This window comes from Burkholderia sp. SJZ089 (genome assembly GCF_007828315.1).
In the GTDB taxonomy this organism is placed as follows: Bacteria; Pseudomonadota; Gammaproteobacteria; order Burkholderiales; family Burkholderiaceae; genus Burkholderia; species Burkholderia gladioli.
This window is the reverse complement of record NZ_VIUM01000018.1, coordinates 71,017-91,808: the sequence shown is the minus strand read 5'-3', so window position 1 is coordinate 91,808 and position 20,792 is coordinate 71,017. Positions and strand designations below refer to the sequence as shown.

Genomic DNA, 20,792 nt, shown 5'->3' with positions numbered 1-20,792 from the left:
AACCTTCGTATGAGCGGGTGGCCCGGCCTGGCCGGGCACGGGATCAGCGGATGCCGGCCTGCGCCAGGCGCCGCGCGGCATTGACCATGTGGGTGCGGGCCGCGTTGCTGGCGGCCAGCGCGTCGCCGGCGCGGATCGCGTCGACGATCGCGGCGTGCTCCTCGCGCACCTGGCGCGAGAAATCCTCGCGCGTCGCCTCGTTGCGGCGCGTGACGGCCACGCCGGCTTCCAGGTACTGGTTCAGGAAGCTCAGCGTCTTGAGAAAGTAGGGATTGCCGGTGACGGCGGCGATCGTGCGGTGGAAGGCAACGTCCTCGGCCACGCCGTCGAGGCCGGCGGCCACGGCCGCGTCGATCTTCGCCAGCGCCTCGTCGATGCGCATCATGTCGGCGTCGGTGCGGCACTTGGCGGCCTCGGCGGCCACCTCGGCCTCGATCGCGCGGCGCACCGACAGCAGGTGCACCAGCGAGCCCGATTCGACCGCCTCCGCGTAGTCGATCCGCAGCGGCCGGATCGCGCCGTGCGTGGCGATGAACACGCCGCTGCCCTGGCGCGGCTCGACCACGCCTTCGTTCTTCAGGCGCGAGATCGCCTCGCGGATCACCGTGCGGCTCACGCCGAATTCCTGCGCCAGCACCGTTTCGGTCGGCAGCTTGCCGGTGCCGGCGAAGGCGCCGATCTCGATCTGCTTGAGCAGTTGCTGGGCGACCGTGTCGCTCATCGCGCGGGCCGGGATTTTCTCGAACATGGATGGACCGGGTTATCAGGTTGTGTGGTCATCATACAAATTTTTGTTCGAGAGGCGGCATGAGGGATTACCCGGGGAAGGCTTGGAAAGTCCGCCGTCTAGTGCAGCCGGGCGTCGAAGAACGCCAGCACCTTGGCGTTGAAGTCCCGGTGGAAGGCGGCGCGATCGAAGCCCGCGCCATCGGTGCAGAGCGCCGGCGAATCATGCGCGAGGCTCGCCGGGCAGGGCGGCAGAAACGCGAAATGCGCGGCGCCGGGCACCACGTGCGATTCGGGCTTGGCCGGCAGCGAGCAGGCCAGCGCCGCGATCGTGCCGGCCAGCACGCCGTCGCCGCCGAGCTCGGACGCCCAGAGCTGGATCGGCGCCTTCACGTCCTTCAGGTCCTCGGGATCGGGAAACTCGTTGAGCGGATCGGCCAGCACGTAGGCGCGGATCCGCGGGTCGCGCGCGAGCGGCTGGCTGGGCAGGCGGCGGTTGCGGATCTGCTCGCAGATCGGCAGCTTCGGGTCCGGGCAGGGCACGTAGGCATGCACGAAGTCGGGCCGGCCGCCGGCCAGCACCAGTCCGGTGTAGCCGCCGCGCGAGAAGCCGAAGAAGCCGATCCGGTCGGCATCGATCGATTCCGCCACCGGCGAGGTCGTCAGCAGGTAGTCGATCAGGCGCCGGATGTCGGCCGGCCGTTCGACGAAGGACGAGATATCGGCGTTGCGGCTCATGTCGGCATGGGTATCGCCGGGATGATCGATCGCGGCGACCACGTAACCTGCGTCGGCCAGCGTCTCGGCCAGATCGTGATGATTGAGCAGCGAGCCGCCGTGGCCATGCGAGATCACCACCAGCGGCAACTGCCTGCCGAGCGTCGGGCAGTCGCGCGTGGCGCTCAGCGCATAAGGGCCGATCGTCAGCGCTTGCGCGGCGGCGGCGCAGGGCGTCCAGATCGCGAGCTTCAGCGCGGGGCCGTCGCCGTCGGCGGGAACCTGGGCGAAACGCAGGCCGGCCGCCTGCGAGAGCGTGGTGGACAGACCGAACAGCAGCAGCGCCAGCAGCCAGCGTCTCATCGTGTCTCGCTCCGAGGCGGGCGAGCGCGTCGCGGCGGGGAGCCGCAAGCGCCCTGAAAGGTTCGCATTCCGAAACAGGCCGCGCTGTCGCGATGTGCAACGTGCAACGTGCAATGCGTTGAGGGCGCGGCGCCGCCGAACGACGACGATGTATAGCCGTGCGCGCGAGGCGCGTCAATCGTGCACCGCGTCAGGCGGCGGCGCGCCGCTCATCGATCGCGCGCCCTCAGCCGTTGCTCGAGGCCACCAGGAAGGCGCCGAGCACCAGCACGCCCGCGCCCAGCAGGGTCCGCGCCGACAGCGCGCCGCCATGCGCCCCGGCGCTGTCGAGCAGCAGCCCGAACACCAGTTGGCTGGCCACCAGCACGGCGATCGTGGTGCCCGCGCCGAAACGCTGGTAGCCATGGATGCTGGCGAACACGAAGAAGGCGCCGAGCAGCCCTGGCACCAGGCCCCAGCCGCGCAGCGCGCCGGCCAGTTCGCCGAAGCCGGCCTTGCCCGAGCGCATCGCCAGCAGGGTCAAGAGCGCGGCGAGCCCGACCGAGGAATTGACGATCAGCGCGATCAGCACCGTCGAGGCCGATTCGGTGATGCGCGCCATCAGGGTGTTCTGCACCACCACGGCCGCGCCCGCGCCGACCAGCAGGCAGAACGGCAGCCACGGCATCATGGGCGCGGCGCGTCCGGGTTCGGCCGCGCATCCAGCGTCAACTGCATGAACGTCAGGTCCAGCCATTTGCCGAACTTCATGCCGACCTGCTTGAGGGTGCCGGTATGGACGAAGCCGAGCCGCTCGTGCAGGCGCACCGAGCCGGCATTGTTGGCCTCGATGCCGGCCACCATCACGTGCTTGCCGATCGCGCGCGCCCGCTCGATCAGTACCGCCATCAGTTGCGGGCCGAGGCCGCGGCCGCGCTGGTCGTCGCGCACGTAGATCGAGTGCTCGACCGTGCCGCGAAAGCCGTCGAAGGCGCGCCAGTCGCCGAACGAAGCGTAGGCGACCACCTCGCCGGCTTCGTCGATGCCCACCAGCACCGGATAACCGGCCTTGCGCCGATCGGCGAGCCAGGCCAGGCGATTGGCCGTGTCGACGGCGGTCTCGTTCCAGATCGCCGTGGTCTGCAGGACCGCGTGGTTGTAGATGGCCGTGATACCTTCGATGTCCTGCGGGCCCGCGTCGCGAATTTCCATGCCAGCCTCCTTGGGCTGTCCACTAAATTGAAACGAGTGTACACCATAGTAGACGATATCGATCAACGAATCGGCGCCCGGATTCGCGCCGAGCGCGAGAGCCGCGGCTGGTCGCTGACCAATCTCGCCGAGAATTCGGGCGTGTCGCGCGCCATGATCCACAAGATCGAGCGCGGCGAGAGCAGCCCGACCGCCACCTCGCTGGCCAAGCTGGCGGGGGCCTTCAACCTGAGCATGTCGGCCCTGCTGGCGCTGGCCGAGCTGGAGGACGGGCGGCTGCTGCGGGTGGACGACCAGCCGGTCTGGGTCGATCCGCAAAGCGGCTACGTGCGCCGCCACGTCTCGCCGAAATCGGTGTCGCCGCTGACCCTGGTCGAGATCGACCTGCCGCCGGGCGCCGGGATTCCGATGCCGGCCTCGGCCTACCTGAACATGCGGCAGTTGATCTGGGTGCTGGACGGCACGCTGGTGTTCGTCGAGGGCGGCGAGCGCCATGAACTGCAGGCGGGCGACTGCCTGGAGATCGGGCCGCCCGCCGACTGCGAATTCCGCAACGACAGCACGGCGAACTGCAAGTACGCGGTGATCGTGCTGAAGAAGGGCTAGGGCGCGAAGGCGCCGGCAGGAGGCGCCGGCGCGGCGCTTGTGCAGCTGATCAAGCGTCGCGGGGAATAAATCGCCGGGCCGGGCCGTTCTGGTGTCGAGTCGATGCGCGTCCACGCTGCATCGAGGCTTTCCGTTCGACATCCACAGGAGGCTGCATGGCCCTCGGCTTGAACCGGTTTTTCCTCAGCGACACGCAATCCTTCACCAAGCAGAACTACCTGACCACGGCCGGCGTGTTCCAGGTCGGCGACCAGGTCGACGCGGTCGACCTGCGCAAGGTGGGCGAGGGCCAGCTCAAGGCGGTGCGGATCGCGCCGACCACCCAGGCCGAGATCGCCGACGACTCGCCGATCCCCGCCTACTGGGTGCCGCAAGGCGGCTCCTGCGATATCCCGGTGCTGGCCACCGATCGCAAGTATGTATTCACGCCGGATTTTTCCGGCTGCTCGCTGCTGGTCGACCAGCTCAACGACCGGACCTTCCGCGTCTATCACGTCACGGGCGGCAGCAGCTATCTGCAGACCGAATACAAGAACCGCCGCGCCTCGAGCTCGAAGCTCGCCGCGGCCCTCACGCACGAGGGCTACGGCACGCGCGAATCGCCCCGCGCGCTGCTGTTCATGATGTTTGATTCGGGGCGCTGGTGGATCTGCTACCAGAGCCAGACGGGCGCCGGCTACGGCCTGGTGGATGGCGACAAGGTGATGCCCGTGGCGGGCTCGAGCGCGCTCGACACGATCCGCAGCGCGGGCCGCATGCCGGTGGCCAACGTGCTGCGGGGCGAGTCGCCGCTGTTCACCGGCGACAGGCTGTGCGACGGACAACTGATCGTGTCGCGCCCGCCCAGCCCGGTGGCGGGGCAGCCGCGGTTGCCGCCGCTGTCGCCCCAGCCCTGGCTGCACCCGGAGGCTTGAGCGCGCCGGGTTCGGGCCGTGTCGGGCCCTTGCTCAGCCCTTGGTCGCGCCGAAGGTCAGCCCCGCCACGAAGTGCTTCTGCATCAGGAAGAACATCGCCACCGAGGGCATCGCGGCCAGCACCGAGCCGGCCGAGACCAGGTTCCAGGAGGTGGTCCACTGCCCCTTGAGGGCGGCCACGCCGACCGTGATCGGCGCGGCGTCGTCGCCCTGCGTCAGGCACAGCGCCCAGAAGTAGTCGTTCCAGACGAAGGTGAACACCAGGATCGAGAGCGCGGCCAGCGCGGGCCGGATCAGCGGCAGGATGATGCGCACGAACACGGTCCATTCGCTGGCGCCCTCGATGCGCGCGGCTTCCACCAGCTCGAACGGCAACTGCTTGATGAAGTTGCGCAGGAACAGCGCGCAGAAGCCGGTCTGGAACGAGAGATGGAACAGGATCAGGCCGCCCACCGAGTTGTAGAGGCCGAGCTTGAGCGTGAGGTCGCGCACCGGGATCATCAGCACCTGGATCGGCACGAAATTGCCGGCCACGAACACGGTGAACAGCGAGGTATTGCCGGGAAAGCGGTAGATCGCCAGCGCGAAGCCGGCCATCGCCGCCAGCAGGATCGCGCCGGCCACGGCGGGCACCGTGATCAGCACGCTGTTCCAGAGGTAATGCAGCATCGGCGAGGCGGTCAGCGCCTCGCGGTAGTTGGCGACGATCGCGATGTGTCGTGGCCAGTCCCAGTAGTGGCCCGCGCTCAGTTCCTCGGAGGAGCGCACCGAGGTGAGCAGCACGGCGAGCAGCGGCAGCAGCCACACCAGCAGCGCGAGCGGCAGCGACAGCTTGTAGAGCGCGCGCGAGGCGGGTTTCCAGCGTTCGATCGGAGTCGGAAACATCGGGGTCTCCCGGATGGCTTGGGGATCAGCGTTCGCTGCGCAGCAGGTGGCGCAGGTGGAACACGATGTAGAGCATCATGATCGCGAACAGCACGACCGCGATGGCGGACGAATAACCGAGCCGGTAGTACTTGATCGCCTGGTCGTACATGTAATACGCGAGCACGGTGGAGCTGTCGAACGGGCCACCGCCCGTCATCACCGAGATCAGGTCGAAGCTGCGCAGCGCGCCGATCACGGTCACCACGATCGCCATGAAGGTGGCCGGCCGCAACTGCGGCAGCACCACGTGCCACAGCAGGGTCCAGCCTTTCGCGCCTTCCATGCGGGCCGCCTCGATCTGTTCGGCGTTGAGCGTGGTCAGCCCGGTCAGGTAGAGGATCATGCAGTAGGCGGTTTGCGGCCACAGCGCCGCGAAGATGATGCCGGGCGTGGCGTAGCGCGGATCGCCGAGCACCGGGATGCCGTGCCCGAGCAGCAGCTTGAGCAGGCCGAAGGTGGGATCGTAGAACCACGAGTAGATCAGCCCGACCACCACCCCCGACAGCACGAAGGGCGCGAAGAACAGCGACTTCAGCAGCCGCATGCCGGCCAGCGCCTGGTTCAGGTACAGCGCGATCGCCAGGCCGAAGGGCGGCGCCAGCAGGAACAGCAGCAGCCAGATCAGGTTGTTCTTCAGCGCCGTGTAGAAGGTGTCGGCGTGCAGCAGCTCGGCGTAGTTGTCGAGCCCGATGAAGCCGGGCTCGCTCATGCCGTCCCAGTGGTAGAAGGACAGGCGGATCGTCGAGATCACCGGCCACACCACGTAGAGCGCGAACATCAGGCAGGCCGGCGCGAGGAACAGGAAGGCGGCGAGCCGGTGGCGATGCGGCCGCTGGCGACGCGCGGGCGGCGCCAGCGAGCGTTCGCGCCGCGCGGACGCGGGGCGCGCGCCCTCGTCACCGGGCGGCGCGGCGGTGGGCGAGAGCGACGAGGACACGGACGAAGGCAAGACGGAACGGGGCACGGCGTATCTCCTGAACCTCCGGAAGCGGCGGCGCGCGAGGCCGCGCCGCCGCTTCCGGCTTACTTCCTGTAGATGCGCTGGCGGGCGGCTTCGAGTTGCGCGAGCACCGCGTCGAGCCGGCTCGGGTCGGCCAGGAACTGCTGCATGCCCTTCATGCCCTCGTCGGCCATCTCCTTGGTCATGTCGCGATCGTAGAACTGCGCGAGGCCGCCCTTGGTGCTGGCCAGCATGCGGAACGCGATCTGCGAGATCGGCTCGTCCGGCGCCGGCGACTGGCTGTTCGCCGACAGCGAGCCGAGCCCCTTGGCGAGCTGCGCGCCCACGGCCGGCGTCTCGACGAAGGCGAGGAAGGCACGCGCCTCGGCCTTGTGCTGCGCCTTGGCGGGGATGTGCAGCGATTCGACCGGCGCGTCCTCGGCGGTCGGCACGTTCGGGTCCATGATGGGGAAGCGGAAGAAGCCGATGTCCTGCCGCGCGGCCGGCGTGAAGCCGCCGGTGATGAAGGTGCCCATCAGCATCATCGCGGCCTTGCCCTGGAACAGGAAGGGCTGGGCCGCGTCGAGATCGTAGGACAGCGCGTTGTCGATGAAGTAGCCGGCGTCGATCAACTGCTTCCAGGCGGCATAGACCTTCTTCACGCGCGCGTCGGTATAGGCGACCTCGCCCGCCATCAACTGCTGGTGGAAGGCATTGCCGTTCAGGCGCAGGTCCAGGTAGTCGAACCAGCCCGCGAGCGTCCAGGCATCGCGCCCGCCCACCGCGATCGGCGCGACGCCGGCCGCCTTCAGCTTCTTGCAGGCATCGAGGAATTCAGCCCAGTTGCCCGGCTCGCCGGCGATGCCGGCCTTCTTGAAGGCGCTGCGGCTGTAGAACATGCCCCAGCCGTAGTAGACGGTCGGCGCCGCGTAGGGCTTGCCCTGGTAGGAGGAGGCTTCCTTGGTGGAGGCGTACATGCTGTCCCAGCGGTTCTTCTGCCAGTCCTGGGAGAGATCCTCGAACAGGCCGCGCTTGGCGTAGTAGGCCATGCGCTCGCCGTCGTGCCAGTTGACGATGTCGGGCGGCGCGGTCATCAGCCAGTTCGGCAACTGCACCTTGTAGGCCTCCTCGTCGACGAAGGACAGCTTGACCTCGGTGCCGGGATGCGCCTTGCGGAACGCGTCGATCACCTCGCTCCAGACCGCGCGCTGGCTCGCGCCCTTGAAGGCGATATTGACGTTCAGCGTATCGGCCTGCGCGAGCGGCGCGCCGAGGCCGGCGAGCAAGGCGGCGAGCGCGGCGAACCTGGCGAGGCCGCGGCGCGGGCGTGACTGATGGATCTGCATCTGCTGTCTCCGTGTCTGGACTGCGTTTTATGGTGTTTCCGTCCTGGCTTATTGCGTGGCGTCGTGCTCGGGCGAGCGATAGGCGGCGACGCCGGCCGCCTCGATACGTCGCGTGCCGATCACGATCGCCGCATCGGGAATGGCGGCGTCGAGCGTGTGGGCATCGGGGCCGTAGTTGAAGACCCAGGTGAGCTTGCCGCGCCGGCTGACGCGCACCGCGTCGCCGAGCGCGACCGGCTCGAGGCCGGCTTCGCGGGCGATGCGGGCGAACAGCGCGGCCGTGGTGGCCTGGTCGAACAGGCTCGCGAGATAGTGCAGCGAGCCGTGGCGCAGCCAGGCCGGGTGGCCGTCCTCGAAGCGCGCGCGAATCTCGGTGGCGGCGTGCCCGGCCTCGACCAGGTCGCGCCAGTGATGGGCCTCGCCCCGGTGCGCGGCCTCGTGTTCGGTCGCGGCGAGTTGTACCGGCTCGGCCAGGTTCGGCCGCAGCGATTCCACGCGCCACACGCGGACCGGCAGGATCGAGGCCAGCGGGCCGGGCGGCAATTCGGCGGGAATCCGCAACTCGACCGTCTTCGAGCCGCTGCGCGGGCCCAGCACCACCTGCGCGCCGCTGGCGGCCAGCCGCGCGGCGAAGTCGTCGGGCAGGATCGGCAGCGGCGGCACCACCACCAGGCGATAGCCGTCGAGCGGCGCGTCGGCCGGCACGATGTCGACGTCGAGGCCGAGCGAGCGCAGCGCCGAGTAGTACTCGACGGCGAAGCGCGGATAGTGGAAGTCGGCGCCTTGCGGATGGATCTCGAACAGCCATTTCGCGGTGTAGTCGAACACCAGCGCGACGCGGGCATGTACCGGGCCGCTCGCGTCGGCGTCGCGATCGGCCCGCAGCGCGCGCAGTTCCTCGGCGACGACGGCGGCCTCCTTGCCGCCGAGATCGAGCCGGTTGTCCGGCGTGTTCAGCCCGGCATGCATCTGCTCCTGCGCGAACGGCGCCTGGCGCCAGCGGAAGTAGGACACGCAGCCGGCGCCGTGCGCGAAGGCTTCCCAGCTCCACAGGCGCACCATGCCCGGCAGCGGCGAGGGGTTCCATTGCGCCCAGTTGACCGGCCCCGGCTGCTGCTCCATCACCCAGAACGGCAGCTTCGACATGCCGCGGTAGAGATCGTGGTTGAAGCTGGCGAAATCGGGATGCCCGGTGCGCAGGTAGCGCGCCTTCACCGCCGGCGCGTACCACTGCTCCTCGAGCGCGCCGAGCGGGTAGCTGTCCCAGGCGGCGATGTCGAGATCGGCCGCCACCGGGTAGTGGTCGAACTCGGTGAACAGTTGCATGAAGTTGTGCGCGATCGGCCGTCCCGGCGAATGCGCGCGGATCAGCTCGACCTGCATGCGGTTGTAGCGGCGCACCTCGTCCGAGGCGAAGCGGCGGTAGTCGAGCCGATGCGAGGGATGCGCCTCGGTGACGGTGCCGACCGGCGCGTCGATTTCCTCGAAGCCGCGATACTCCATGCTCCAGAACACCGTGCCCCAGGCCGCGTTGAGCGCGCCGATGCTGCCGTAGCGCGTGCGCAGCCAGTCGCGGAAACCCGCCAGCGCGGCCGGCGAGTAGCTGAGCACCGTGTGGTGGCAACCGTATTCGTTGTCGGTCTGCCAGTAGGCGACGGCCGGATGTTCGCCGTAGCGTCGCGCGACCGCCTCGCAGATGCGCCGCGAGGCTTCGAGATAAACGGGCGAGGAGAAATCGTAGTGGCGCCGCGAGCCGAACTGGCGCGGCCGGCCGTCGGCGCCGATCGCGAGGATCTCGGGATGAAGATCGATCAGCCATTTCGGCGGCGTCGCGGTGGGCGTGCACATCACCACCTGCAGGCCCGCCGCGCCGAGCGTGTCGATCGCGCGATCGAGCCAGCCCCAGTCGTATTCGCCGGGCGTGGGCTCGATCCGGCTCCAGGCGAATTCGGCGATGCGCACGCGCTCGATACCGAGCGCCTTCATGCGCGCGGCGTCGTCGCGCCAGAGGGCTTCGGGCCAGTGCTCGGGGTAGTAGCAGACGCCAAGATGCATCGGGGGTTCCTCGTGCGGGTACGTTCGTCAGGTCAGGGAGGGCAGGGCGGCGGCCTGCGCCGCGCGTGGCGCGATCGCGAAACCGTCGGCGCCGAACAGGTGGCAGGACATGGCGGGTGCGTGCAGGCTGAGGGTGTCGCCGCGCGCCACGCGCAGGCCGCCGGGCGCCTTCGCGATCAGCGTCGCGCCGGGCTGGTCGAGATGCACGTAGCTGTGTTCGCCGAGCGCCTCGACCAGCGTCACGCGGCGCGTCAGCGTCACGGCGGCGGTGGCTTGCGCGCTGTCGTCGCTCGTGGCGAGCACCAGGTGCTCGGGGCGGATGCCGAAGCACACCTCGTCGCCGGGCCGCAGGCGGCTCGGGTCGACCGGCAGCCGCGCGCTTTCCTGGCCGCCCTCGAGCCGGATCGTGACGCCGTGTTCGCCGGCTTCCAGCACCTTCGCCTCGATGAAGTTCATGCGCGGCGAGCCGATGAAGCCGGCCACGAAGCGGCTGGCCGGGCGATGGTAGAGCTCCAGCGGCGCGCCGACCTGGGCGATGCTGCCGTGGCGCTCGGTATCGGCGCCGCTGTGCAGCAGCACGATGCGATCGGCCAGCGTCATCGCCTCCACCTGGTCGTGCGTGACGTAGACCACGCTGGCCTCGCCGAACTGGCGATGCAGGCGGCCGATCTCGATGCGGGTCTGGCCGCGCAGCGTCGCGTCGAGGTTCGACAGCGGCTCGTCGAACAGGAACACGCCCGGCTCGCGCACGATCGCGCGGCCGATCGCGACGCGCTGGCGCTGGCCGCCGGAAAGTGCCTTGGGATGGCGCTCGAGCAAGGCGTCGAGCTGCAGGATGCGGGAGGCCTCGCGGACCTTGCGGTCGATCTCGGCCTTGGGCGTCTTCGCCAGGCGCAGGCCGAACGCGATGTTCTCGTAGACCGTCATGTGCGGAAACAGCGCGTAGCCCTGGAACACCATCGCCACGCCGCGCTGCGCGGCGGGCACGTCGTTGACGCGGCGCCCGCCGATCGACAGCTCGCCGCCGCTGACGTCCTCCAGGCCGGCGATCATGCGCAGCAAGGTGGACTTGCCGCAGCCCGAGGGCCCGAGGAACACGCAGAACTCGTGCGCGCCGATTTCCAGGTCGACGTCGCGGATTACCGGCGCCGCGTCGCCATAGGCCTTCCATACATCCTGCAAAACGATGCTGGCCATTCCCGCGTCTCCATGATTTAATTGCGCTCGAGATATGATTAAGCGCTTAACCATCCAGCCCCGAAAAAACGACCGTCGAGGCGATCGTCGTTTCCAGGCTCGGGTTGTCTATCGATCATCGAACGCGATGCGCCAACTGGCAACTATTTTTCCGCTGTCCCAGATATTGACGTCATGCCGACCCTGACCGAAGTGGCCCGTGCCGCGGGCGTGACACCCGCCACCGTTTCCAACGTGCTGCGCAATCGCGGCCGGGTGGGCGCGAAGACGCGCGAGCGCGTGCTGGCCGCGATCGAGGCGCTGGGCTACCGGCCGCACCTGGCGGCGCGCGCGTTGGCGGAAGGGCGCGCGCCGACCATCGCGCTGATGGTGTCGAGCATCGCCAACCCCTTCTATCCCGAGTTCGCGCTGGCCGTCGAAAGCGCGCTGCGGCGCAGCGGCCGTTTCCTGATCATCTGCAATACAGAGGGCGATCCCGATACCGGCCGCGCCTATCTCGACCAGATCGCCGGCACCTTGTCCGAAGGCGTGCTGGTGATGAACGCGAACCTGCGTTTCGAGGACCTGCATGCCACCGAGGCGCGCGGCGCGGCGGTGGTGCTGTGCATGTGGGAGCGGCCCGATGCGCCGCCGGGGCTTCCCTGCGTGGCGGTCGATTTCCGGCGCGCCGGCGAGCTGGCGGCCAATCACCTGCTCTCGCTCGGGCATCGCCGGATCGGCGCGATCGTCGGCAGCAAGGCCTGGGGCATCCACACGGCGCGCTACGAGGGCTTCGTGGCCGCGCTCGATGCGGCGGGCCTCGACGGCGCGGCGGCGCCGATGGTCTACGCGCCCGATACGATGCAGGGCGGCCAGGCCGCCGCGCGCGAACTGCTCGATGCGCATCCCGACCTGAGCGCGCTGTTCACCACCAACGATCTGCCTGCGCTGGGCGCGATCCGCGCGGCGGCCGATGCCGGCATCGCCGTGCCGGCCGAGTTGTCAATCGTCGGCATCACCGACATCCAGCTCGCCAGCGAATTCCGGCCGGCGCTGACCACCGTGACGGTGCCCACCGTCGAGGCTGCCGAGCAGGCGGTGGCCTTGCTCGACGAGTTGATCGCCGCGCGCGATGGCGGCGGTTCCGGTGAGGGCGCCGTGCCGCGCATGTCCGTGAGTTCCGAGCCGCGCCTGGTGGTGCGCGATTCGACCGGGCCGGCGCGTCCGATGCGCGATTAGCGCGCGCCGGCTCGTTGCGTCCGCAACGAGCCGTTTCCATTCCGTTTCCCGTCATGGCTTGCGCCGCCCATTGCCGGCGGCGGTAATCCTCCGACGATTTCCCTTCTTCCGTCCGACCTTTGTGCGTCGCATCGAGACGCTTGCCCATTGAATGATGTTCGTCATATCATGTTGCATGATGGTCGTCATACTATGGCGATGCGCGGCGCCCGTGAGCCCCGCCCGGCAAGGCGCCGGGGCGTACACGGGCGCCGCGCGCGCATCCGGCCGCTCCCCGTCAGCCAGGGCCGGGCACACCGCAGCGTTGGCCCGGCCTGCCAGGCACCCCCGATTACAGGAGTCAAGCATGCAAGACAACAACGCCGCCGCAGGCGATGCCGCGGCAGGGCGCGATGCACCCCGCAAACGACGGATCATTCCTTTCGTCATCCTGACGGTCGTGGTGATCGGCGCGGTGGGTTACGGCATCTACTGGTGGTTGAGCGGACGTTTCTACGAGTCGACCGACGATGCCTACGTCGGCGGCAACGTCACGGTGATCTCGCCGCGCGTCTCGGGCTACGTGGCGCGCGTGCTGGTGGCCGACAATGCGCTGGTCCATGCCGGGCAGCCGCTGATCGAGCTCGATCCGGCCGATTTCACGGCGCGCCTCGATGCGGCGCAGGCCGAGGTCGACGCGGCCAAGGCGGCGCTCACGCGCCTCGACGCGCAGCACCAGCTGGTGGAGGCCGACATCGCGCAAGCCCAGGCTCAGGCCGATGTCGACACCGCTTCGCTGCAGTTCGCCAATCGCGACGCCGAGCGCTACAGCAATCTCGCCGAATCGCATTCGGGCACGCAGCAGGATTCGCAGCGCGCGCAGACCTCGCTCGACCAGGCTCGCGCCCGCGTGCGCGCCTCGGCGGCGGCGGTCAACGCGCAGCGCCGCCAGTTGACGGTGATCGAGGCGCAGAAGGTCGAGGCGCAGGCGCGCGTGGAGCAGGCGCAAGCCGCGATGCGCAATGCCAGGCTCGATAACGGCTACACCACGCTGTACGCGCCGGTCGACGGCTACGTCGGCAATCGCTCCGCGCATCCCGGCACCTACGTGGCGGCCGGCACGCAGCTGATGTCGCTGGTGCCCGCCAAGGGCCTATGGATCGACGCGAACTTCAAGGAAGACCAGATCCGTCACATGCGCATGGGCCAGGCCGTCGAGATCGAGGCCGACGTCGACTCGGGCCTGAAGATCGAAGGGCACGTGGAGAGCCTGGCGCCCGCCACCGGCTCGGTGTTCAGCGTGATCCCCGCGCAGAACGCCACCGGCAACTTCACCAAGATCGTGCAGCGCGTGCCGGTGCGTATCGCGCTCGATCCGGCCGTCGCCTCGGTCGGCGCGCTGCGTGCCGGATTGTCGGTGGTCGCCACCGTCGATACCCGATCGGTCGCGCGATGAGCACGCCCGCCCAGGGAGCCGCGAGCGCCCATCCCCCCGTGCTGCCGTTCGCGGTGATGTGCATCGGCATGTTCGTCGCGCTGCTCGACATCCAGGTGGTGGCCGCCTCGCTGCAGGACATCGGCGGCGGCCTGTCGGCCGGCCAGGACCAGATCGGCTGGCTGCAGACCGCCTACCTGATCGCCGAGATCATCACGATTCCGCTGTCGGGCTGGCTCACGCGCGTGTTCTCCACGCGCTGGCTGTTCGTGGCCTCGGCGATCGGCTTCACGATCGCCAGCATGCTCTGCGGGCTGGCCTGGAGCATCGGCAGCATGATCCTGTTCCGCGCGTTGCAGGGCATGCTCGGCGCGTCGATGATCCCCACCGTGTTCACCTCGTCCTTCCACTACTTCCAGGGCAAGCGCCGGCAGATGTCGGCCGCGGTGATCGGCACCATCGCGGCGGTGGCGCCGGCGCTCGGGCCGGTGATCGGCGGCTGGATCACCGACACGATGTCGTGGCGCTGGATCTTCTACATCAACGTGATACCGGGCCTCCTGGTCGCGCTCGGGGTGGCGACCATGGTGCGCATCGACGAGCCGGACCTCTCGCTGCTCAAGGACGCCGACTATCCCGGCATCGTGCTGATGGCGGTGTTCCTCGGCTTCCTCGAGTACGTGCTGGAGGAGGGCTCGCGCTGGAACTGGTTCGACGATGCCGACATTCGCCACTCGGCCTGGATCTTCGGCATCGCCGGCGTGTTGTTCGTGTGGCGCAGCCTGGTGTACGCGCATCCGGTGGTGGACCTGCGCGCCTTCGGCAACCGCAACTTCACGATCGGCTGCATCCTGTCCTTCATCACCGGCATCGGCATCTTCAGCACCATCTACCTGCTGCCGCTGTTCCTCGGCTACGTGCGCGGCCTGTCGGCGCTGCAGACCGGCGCGATCGTCTGCGCCACCGGGCTGGGCGGCTTCCTCGGCGTACCGGCCTACATGTCGCTCGCCAACCGGGTCGACACGCGCTACCTGATGATGTTCGGTCTCGCCATGTTCGGCCTGTCGATGCTGAGCTTCGCGCAGATCACGCACGAATGGGGCGGCGACCAGTTGTTCTGGCCGCAGATCATCCGCGGCCTGCCGCAGGTGTTCGCGGTCGCGCCGGCCGTCACGCTCGGGCTCGGCAGCCTGCCGATGTCGCGCGTGAAGTATGCGAGCGGGCTGTTCAACATGATGCGCAACCTGGGCGGCGCGGTCGGCATCGCGATCTGCGGGGCGATCCTCAACAACCGAACGAACTTCCACTTCGAGCGCATCGCCAGCGCGCTGACGAGCAGCAATGCCGCCATGCAATCGCTGCTCGACGGCTCGCGGGCGAGCTTCGGGCAGGCCTTCGGCGACACCGCGCACGCGGCCTCGGCCACGCTGCTGCAACTGCGCGCGCTGGCGTTCCGCGAGGCCTCGACGATGGCCTACGCCGATGCGTTCCTGGTGATCGGCGCGGCCTTCGCGCTGGCCGTCCTGCTGGCCCCGATGCTGCGCAAGGTAGGTGCGCCGCCGTCCCCGAGCCGCGACTCCGGACACTGACATGGATGCGAACAAGATGGTTTCGATGAATACCGAGCGGCGCCTGCCATGGCGCGCGCTCGCGCCGGCCGCGCTGGCGAGCCTGCTGCTGGCGGGCTGCATGGTCGGCCCCGACTATCACCGGCCCGAGCTGGCGATGGCCGACCACTATCATTCCGGCGCCGCGCTCGGCCAGCTCGCGAGCGACGGCAATACCGACCTGGCCCGCTGGTGGCGCGGCTTCGACGATCCGGTGCTGACGCGCATCGTCGAGCGCGTGCTGGCGCAGAACCTCGACCTCGAGGCTGCCCAGGCGCGCGTGATCCAGGCGCGCGCGGCGGCGGGGCAGGCCGCGACCGGCTGGCTGCCGCAAGGCAGCCTGGACGGCAGCGTCACCGAGCAGCGCCAGTCGCTGGTGAGCCCGTTCGGCACCGTGGCGAGCCAGTTTCCCGGCTACAAGCGCAACATCACGGTCGAGCAGATCGACGTGGGCGCGAGCTGGGAGCTCGATCTGGCGGGCGGCCTGCATCGCCAGGCCGAGGCGCTGCGCGACGAGGCCGACGCGGCCGAAGCCTCGCGCATGGGCACGCGCGTCTCGGTGGTGGCCGAGGCCGCCGACGCCTACTTCCAGCTGCGCAGCGCGCAGGCCGCGATCGTGCTGCTGCGCGAGCAGATCGATACCGACCAGGCCTATGTGCACGTGATGGACGACCGGGTCCGCCAGGGCGTCGCGCTCGATCGCGAACGCGACGACGCCGAGGCCACGCTCGCGCAGGATCGCGCGCTGCTGCCGGGGCTGCGCACGCTGGCCGAGCGCCAGCGCAACCGGCTCGACGTGCTGATGGGCGACGCGCCCGGCACCAACGCGGCCGCGATCGGCGATACGCCGCCCGACATGTGGGTTTCGCCGGGGCTACCTGCCGACCTGCGCCCGGCCGATCTGCTGCGGCGGCGGCCCGACGTGATCGCGGCCGAGCGCGAGCTGGCCTCGTCGACGGCCGGCATCGGCGCGGCGCTCTCGCAGTATTACCCGGATATTTCCCTGTCCGGGCTGCTCGGCTTCGATCGGATGAACCACGGCAGCCTGTTTTCCGCGCGCGCCTTCGAGCCCACCGCGCTGGCCGGGCTGCACTGGCGCCTGTTCGATTTCGGCCGCGTCGATGCCGAGGTCACGCAGGCCAAGGGGGCGCGCGCCGAGGCCTTCGCGCGCTACCGGCAATCGGTGCTGCGCGCCAGCGAGGATGTGGAGAACGCGCTGGTGGCGCTGGCCGAGGCCGGCGAGAACACCGATCAGTGGCGCGCGGCGGTGGGCGCGAACAGCCGCGCCGAACAATCGGCGCGGCGCAGTTACCAGCAGGGCGCGGCCGCCGAGGGCGATTTGCTGCTGCGCCGGCGCAGCCTGCTGGAAGCGCGCCGCGCCTGGGTGCTGGCCAGCGGCGATCGCGCGCGCGCCACGGTGGCGGCCTATCGCGCGCTCGGCGGCGGCTGGGCGCCGGAAGCGCCGCGGGATTCGCACGAGGCGGCGCTGGCGAGCACTGCATCGGCATCGACCGCGCCGGCGGCGGGTACGCCGACCGCGAACGCGAGGCCGTAAGGGCCGCGCGCCAGCTTGCCCGGCCTCGCTCAGCGAATGGGGGCGGGGTCGCGGCAGAGGGCAGCGTGGTATGTTGTAGCGTTATTTGGCGAGGTGAGACGGATGCGATACAGCCCCGAGCACAAACAGGAAAGCCGCAATCGCGTGCTGGCGGCGGCGGCGCGCGCGATCCGCGAACAGGGTCCGGACAACGTCAGCGTGGCCGCCGTGATGGCCGAGGCGGGGCTCACGCATGGCGGGTTCTACGCGCATTTCGCATCGAAGGGCGCGCTGATCGTGGCGGCCATCGACTTCATGTTCGACGAGACCGCCGCGCGCCTGGACAAGCGCATGAACGGCAAGCCGCCGCGCGAGGCGCTGCTCGCCTATATCGACCACTACCTGTCGGCCACGCATTGCGCCGCGCGCAACACGGGTTGCCCGATCGCGGCGCTCGGCTCGGATATCCCGCGCCTCGACGACGAGACGCGCGCCGCCTTCGCGCGCGGCATGGAGCGGCAGCACCAGCGCATCGCGGCGCAATTTCAGTTGCTCGGTTACGAGGATGCCGATTCGATGGCGCGCTCGATGCGCTCGGAGATGTTCGGCGCGCTGCTCAGCGCGCGGCTGGTGGGCGGCGAGGCGCGCGAGGAGATTCTGGAGACTTCGCGGCGCGTGTTGTTGAAGCGGTTTCATCTGGAAACCGAAGCGGTGGAGTGAGGCAGGGAACTTGCCGGATCGACTCGCGGCAAGTCCGACTCGCCGCGCATTTCCATTCAATCAGCATGGCGGCAGGCCATGCCGTCCGCCGGGCCGATCCAGGCCCATCCGAGCCGGTCCGCCTCACCCCTCCCGCCGATTCCCATGTTCGTCCCGCTCCCGCGCGGGCGTCATGTGCAACAAGGCCTCGACCCGCTCCATCCTCTGCCGGGCCAGCTCGGGCTGCCGGCTCACCATGCTGATCACCAGCATCTCGCAGAGCGCGAGCGCCGGCACCGAACTCTCCAGCACCTCGTAAGGCCGCCCGTGCACGCGCAGCACCACCTCGGCGAAGGCGCCGATCGGCGACATCCATTCGTCGGTCAGCAGCAGGATCCGCGCGCCCTGCCGATGCGCGGTGGCGGCGAACTCGATCACCGATTCCTGGTAGCGGCGGAAGTCGAGCAGCAACAGCAGGTCGCCGGGCCCGATGTCGGCGAGGATGCCCCACGACGAGGCCAGGTCGGGCTGGATCAGCGCCACGTTCGGCCGCGTGTAGGCGAGCGAATAGGCCAGCGAGGACGCCAGGAACGACGAATAGCGCCCGCCGCCGCAATGCACGCGCAGGCGCTCGTCCGACAGCAGCGCGACCGCGCGCCCGAAGGCGGCCTCGTCGAAATGCGCCTTGGTGTCCTGCAGCGAGTCGGTCAGCCGGTCGAGCATCGAAGCCGGCGTCGGCTCGCCGCTCAACTCCGAGCGCGGCATGTCCATCCGGCTCAGCGGTGAATTCATGGCCGCGTCGATCTCCGCGTGCAGCGCCTGCTGGAAGGCCGAATAACTGTCGAAGCCGAGCTTGAGCGCGAAGCGGAACACGGTGGGCGCGCTCACGCCGGCCACCTCGGCCACCTCGGCGATCGGCAGCAGCCCGAGGCTCGGGTAGCGCTCGAGCAACGCCGCGGCGATCCGGTGCTCGGAGGCGGTGAAATCGGGCGGGGCCGACAGCAGGGTGGTGCGGATCGTCTTGCTCATGGTGCCGTTTTCGCTTGCCGCCTATATGGATGGAGAGGAGAGAGCCTGTAACGGACATTACATCGTGCCCGCGAGGAAAAGGCGAAACAAGGGCGTCGAGCGCGGGTATACACCGGGATTTTGTCCACATATTGCGCATGCTACGATCGCCGTCATTCCGATATGTACCGAACGTTACATTCATCGGCAAGGCGGGCAGGCGCATTTCCGGGGGGATCGCGTCCCGGCCGTGAATCCGTCCCCCATGGAGCGCATGTCCGATGCGGCGATTTCTTCTCGTAGCCACCGTCCTGACGCTGGCCGTCCAATCGATTGCCCAGGCGGCATCCGAGCCCGCCGTCGAGGCGCAGCACGGCATGGTGGTGTCCTCGCAGCATCTGGCCTCCGAGATCGGCGTGCAGATCCTCAAGCAGGGCGGCAATGCCGTCGATGCGGCGGTGGCGGTCGGCTACGCGCAGGCCGTGACCAACCCCTGCTGCGGCAACATCGGCGGTGGCGGCTTCATGACCCTGCACCTGGCCGACGGCCGCGACCGCTTCATCAATTTCCGCGAGAAGGCGCCGGCCGGCGCCTCGGCCAACATGTACCTCGACGAGGCCGGCAACGTGAAGCCCGGCGAGAGCCTGTACGGCTATCGCGCGGTCGGCGTGCCGGGCACGGTGGCGGGCCTGAACCTGGCCGAGCGCAAATACGGCAAGCTCACGCTGCGCCAGGTGATGGCGCCGGCGATCAAGCTCGCCCGCGACGGCTTCGTGCTCACGCGCGGCGACACCGACATCCTCGATACCACCACCAAGCGCTTCCGCAGCGATCCGGACGCGGCGCGCATCTTCCTGCGCGCCGACGGCTCGCCGCTGCAGCCGGGTGACCGGCTGGTGCAGAAGGATCTCGCGGCGACGCTCGAGAACATCGCCCGGCACGGCGACGAGGCCTTCTATCACGGCAGGATCCCGCAGTTGGTCGAGGCGGCCTCGAAGCAGGGCGGCGGCGTGATCAGCGCGGCCGACTTCGCCGCCTATCGCGCCGAGGACACCGAGCCGCTCAAGTGCGACTATCGCGGCTACACCTTCATCTCGGCGCCGCCGCCGAGCTCGGGCGGCGTCACGCTGTGCGAGACGCTGAACATCCTCGAAGGCTACGACATGCGTGCGCTCGGCTACCACTCGGCCGCGGCGGTGCACTACATGACCGAGGCGATGCGCCATGCCTACCTGGACCGCAACACCCTGCTGGGCGACCCGCACTTCATCGACAACCCGCTCGACAAGCTGCTGAGCAAGGACTACGCGGCCGAGCTGCGCGAGACCATCAGCGAGGACAAGGCCTCTTCCTCGAAGGACGTGATCCCGGGCTTCAGCGTGCATGAGAAGCCGGAAACCACCCACTACTCGATCATCGACGCCGACGGCAACGCGGTCTCGACCACCTACACCGTCAACGGCCGCTTCGGCGCGGTGGTGATCGCGCCGGGCACGGGCTTCTTCCTCAACGACGAGATGGACGACTTCACCGTCAAGGTAGGCGTGCAGAACCTGTTCGGCCTGGTGCAGGGCACGCGCAACGCGATCGCGCCGGGCAAGCGGCCGCTCTCGTCGATGGCGCCCACGGTGGTGACCAAGGACGGCAAGACCTTCATGGTGATCGGCTCGCCGGGCGGCTCGCGGATCATCACGATCACGCTGGAAACGGCGCTGAACGTGATCGACTACGGGATGGCGCCGCAGGACGCGGTGGACGCGCCACGCATCCATCATCAGTGGCTGCCCGACGAGGTCTATTACGAAACCATGGGCCTGTCGCCCGACACGCTGGCGATCCTGCGCAAGATGGGCTACAAGATGGTCGAGCAGACCCCCTGGGGCGCCGCCGAGCTGGTGCTGGTCGGCCTGCCCGGCACCGAGGTGGCCAGCCGCGTCAGCTCGGGCAACGATTCCTCGGTGTCCGGCATGGTGCGTCCCGGCTTCATCTACGGCGCGAACGATCCGCGCCGTCCCGCCGGCGCGGCGGTCGGCTACTGATCGATCGCTGTCGCCGCCTCGCCCCGCCGATATCGCGGCGGGGCGGCTCTCTCGGTTCTCTCTTCTCCCGCGGGCGCATCCGATGACGATGCGCCCGTGTCTTTTCCGGCGGCCCGATTCCTTCGCGGGCGCTCGATCGTTGACGCTGGTGGAACAGTGATGCCCATTCCGGGCGGATGATCTTTGCGGCGCGCTCGCGCATCATCGATGCCAGTCCCCGGTCCCGACCGGGAGCCCCGTTCGGCAAGGCGGGCCCGCGCATCGCGGGTGTTCCGCCTGCCACGACCCGCT

General features: G+C 69.2%; 18 protein-coding genes. 8 read left to right on the top strand and 10 right to left on the bottom strand.

Going from position 1 to position 20,792, the window contains the following annotated elements; all coding sequences use genetic code 11:
- Positions 1 to 43 precede the first annotated feature (43 nt).
- From FB600_RS28540 to FB600_RS28525, 4 genes are all read right to left on the bottom strand, one after another.
- On the bottom strand, positions 44 to 748 hold the full coding sequence (locus tag FB600_RS28540; protein WP_025100378.1) for a FadR/GntR family transcriptional regulator: 705 nt from the start codon (positions 746 to 748) through the stop codon (positions 44 to 46).
- 98 nt (positions 749 to 846) lie between these two features.
- Positions 847 to 1,806, bottom strand: a complete 960-nt coding sequence (locus tag FB600_RS28535; protein ID WP_098151706.1) for an alpha/beta hydrolase family protein — start codon at positions 1,804 to 1,806, stop codon at positions 847 to 849.
- Positions 1,807 to 2,032: 226 nt separating this feature from the next.
- Entirely contained in the window at positions 2,033 to 2,476 is a 444-nt protein-coding gene (locus FB600_RS28530; RefSeq protein WP_145757734.1) for a DMT family transporter, read from the bottom strand.
- Positions 2,473 to 2,997 carry a GNAT family N-acetyltransferase gene (locus FB600_RS28525; RefSeq protein WP_017917969.1) on the bottom strand — a complete coding sequence of 175 codons (525 nt, stop codon included), beginning with the start codon at positions 2,995 to 2,997 and terminating at the stop codon, positions 2,473 to 2,475. Before FB600_RS28525 ends, FB600_RS28530 begins: the two co-directional genes overlap by 4 nt.
- A gap of 36 nt (positions 2,998 to 3,033) precedes the next feature.
- Between FB600_RS28525 and FB600_RS28520 the strand changes: the two genes are divergently transcribed.
- Positions 3,034 to 3,603 (top strand): helix-turn-helix domain-containing protein, encoded by a 570-nt coding sequence (locus tag FB600_RS28520; RefSeq protein ID WP_025100381.1) that lies wholly within the window; start codon positions 3,034 to 3,036, stop codon positions 3,601 to 3,603.
- Positions 3,604 to 3,758: 155 nt separating this feature from the next.
- Positions 3,759 to 4,517: a hypothetical protein gene (locus tag FB600_RS28515; protein WP_096752566.1), complete on the top strand. Its 759-nt coding sequence runs from the start codon at positions 3,759 to 3,761 to the stop codon at positions 4,515 to 4,517.
- A gap of 33 nt (positions 4,518 to 4,550) precedes the next feature.
- Here the strand turns inward: FB600_RS28515 and FB600_RS28510 are convergent, their stop codons facing one another.
- Genes FB600_RS28510 through FB600_RS28490 form a run of 5 tightly spaced genes read right to left on the bottom strand, consistent with a single transcriptional unit; the run spans position 4,551 to position 10,982 of the window.
- The gene (locus FB600_RS28510; protein WP_025100383.1) at positions 4,551 to 5,402 is read right to left on the bottom strand and encodes a carbohydrate ABC transporter permease; all 852 of its coding nucleotides are present in this window, start codon (positions 5,400 to 5,402) and stop codon (positions 4,551 to 4,553) included.
- 25 nt (positions 5,403 to 5,427) lie between these two features.
- Complete coding sequence (locus tag FB600_RS28505) at positions 5,428 to 6,408, bottom strand: carbohydrate ABC transporter permease (RefSeq protein ID WP_145757735.1); 981 nt, start codon at positions 6,406 to 6,408, stop codon at positions 5,428 to 5,430.
- Between the two features lie 59 nt (positions 6,409 to 6,467).
- Positions 6,468 to 7,730, bottom strand: coding sequence for an ABC transporter substrate-binding protein (locus FB600_RS28500; RefSeq protein WP_105820500.1), 1,263 nt, complete (start codon positions 7,728 to 7,730; stop codon positions 6,468 to 6,470).
- Positions 7,731 to 7,778: 48 nt separating this feature from the next.
- Positions 7,779 to 9,785 carry a beta-galactosidase gene (locus FB600_RS28495; protein ID WP_145757736.1) on the bottom strand — a complete coding sequence of 669 codons (2,007 nt, stop codon included), beginning with the start codon at positions 9,783 to 9,785 and terminating at the stop codon, positions 7,779 to 7,781.
- 27 nt (positions 9,786 to 9,812) lie between these two features.
- The gene (locus FB600_RS28490; RefSeq protein ID WP_096752570.1) at positions 9,813 to 10,982 is read right to left on the bottom strand and encodes an ABC transporter ATP-binding protein; all 1,170 of its coding nucleotides are present in this window, start codon (positions 10,980 to 10,982) and stop codon (positions 9,813 to 9,815) included.
- Between the two features lie 174 nt (positions 10,983 to 11,156).
- Here FB600_RS28490 and FB600_RS28485 point away from each other — a divergent pair, with 174 nt between their 5' ends.
- From FB600_RS28485 to FB600_RS28465, 5 genes are all read left to right on the top strand, one after another.
- On the top strand, positions 11,157 to 12,200 hold the full coding sequence (locus FB600_RS28485; protein WP_098182563.1) for a LacI family DNA-binding transcriptional regulator: 1,044 nt from the start codon (positions 11,157 to 11,159) through the stop codon (positions 12,198 to 12,200).
- A 346-nt stretch (positions 12,201 to 12,546) separates the two neighbouring features.
- Complete coding sequence (locus FB600_RS28480) at positions 12,547 to 13,635, top strand: HlyD family secretion protein (protein WP_145757737.1); 1,089 nt, start codon at positions 12,547 to 12,549, stop codon at positions 13,633 to 13,635.
- Complete coding sequence (locus tag FB600_RS28475; protein ID WP_145757738.1) at positions 13,632 to 15,203, top strand: DHA2 family efflux MFS transporter permease subunit; 1,572 nt, start codon at positions 13,632 to 13,634, stop codon at positions 15,201 to 15,203. The genes FB600_RS28480 and FB600_RS28475 overlap by 4 nt, the downstream gene beginning before the upstream one ends.
- A 1-nt stretch (position 15,204) precedes the next feature.
- Positions 15,205 to 16,776, top strand: a complete 1,572-nt coding sequence (locus FB600_RS28470; RefSeq protein WP_244118270.1) for an efflux transporter outer membrane subunit — start codon at positions 15,205 to 15,207, stop codon at positions 16,774 to 16,776.
- 102 nt (positions 16,777 to 16,878) lie between these two features.
- Positions 16,879 to 17,475: a TetR/AcrR family transcriptional regulator gene (locus FB600_RS28465; protein ID WP_098151710.1), complete on the top strand. Its 597-nt coding sequence runs from the start codon at positions 16,879 to 16,881 to the stop codon at positions 17,473 to 17,475.
- A 123-nt stretch (positions 17,476 to 17,598) separates the two neighbouring features.
- Here the strand turns inward: FB600_RS28465 and FB600_RS28460 are convergent, their stop codons facing one another.
- On the bottom strand, positions 17,599 to 18,483 hold the full coding sequence (locus FB600_RS28460) for a MurR/RpiR family transcriptional regulator (RefSeq protein WP_098182565.1): 885 nt from the start codon (positions 18,481 to 18,483) through the stop codon (positions 17,599 to 17,601).
- Positions 18,484 to 18,743: 260 nt separating this feature from the next.
- Here FB600_RS28460 and ggt point away from each other — a divergent pair, with 260 nt between their 5' ends.
- Complete coding sequence (gene ggt / locus FB600_RS28455) at positions 18,744 to 20,501, top strand: gamma-glutamyltransferase (protein WP_098151713.1); 1,758 nt, start codon at positions 18,744 to 18,746, stop codon at positions 20,499 to 20,501.
- Positions 20,502 to 20,792: the final 291 nt, after the last annotated feature.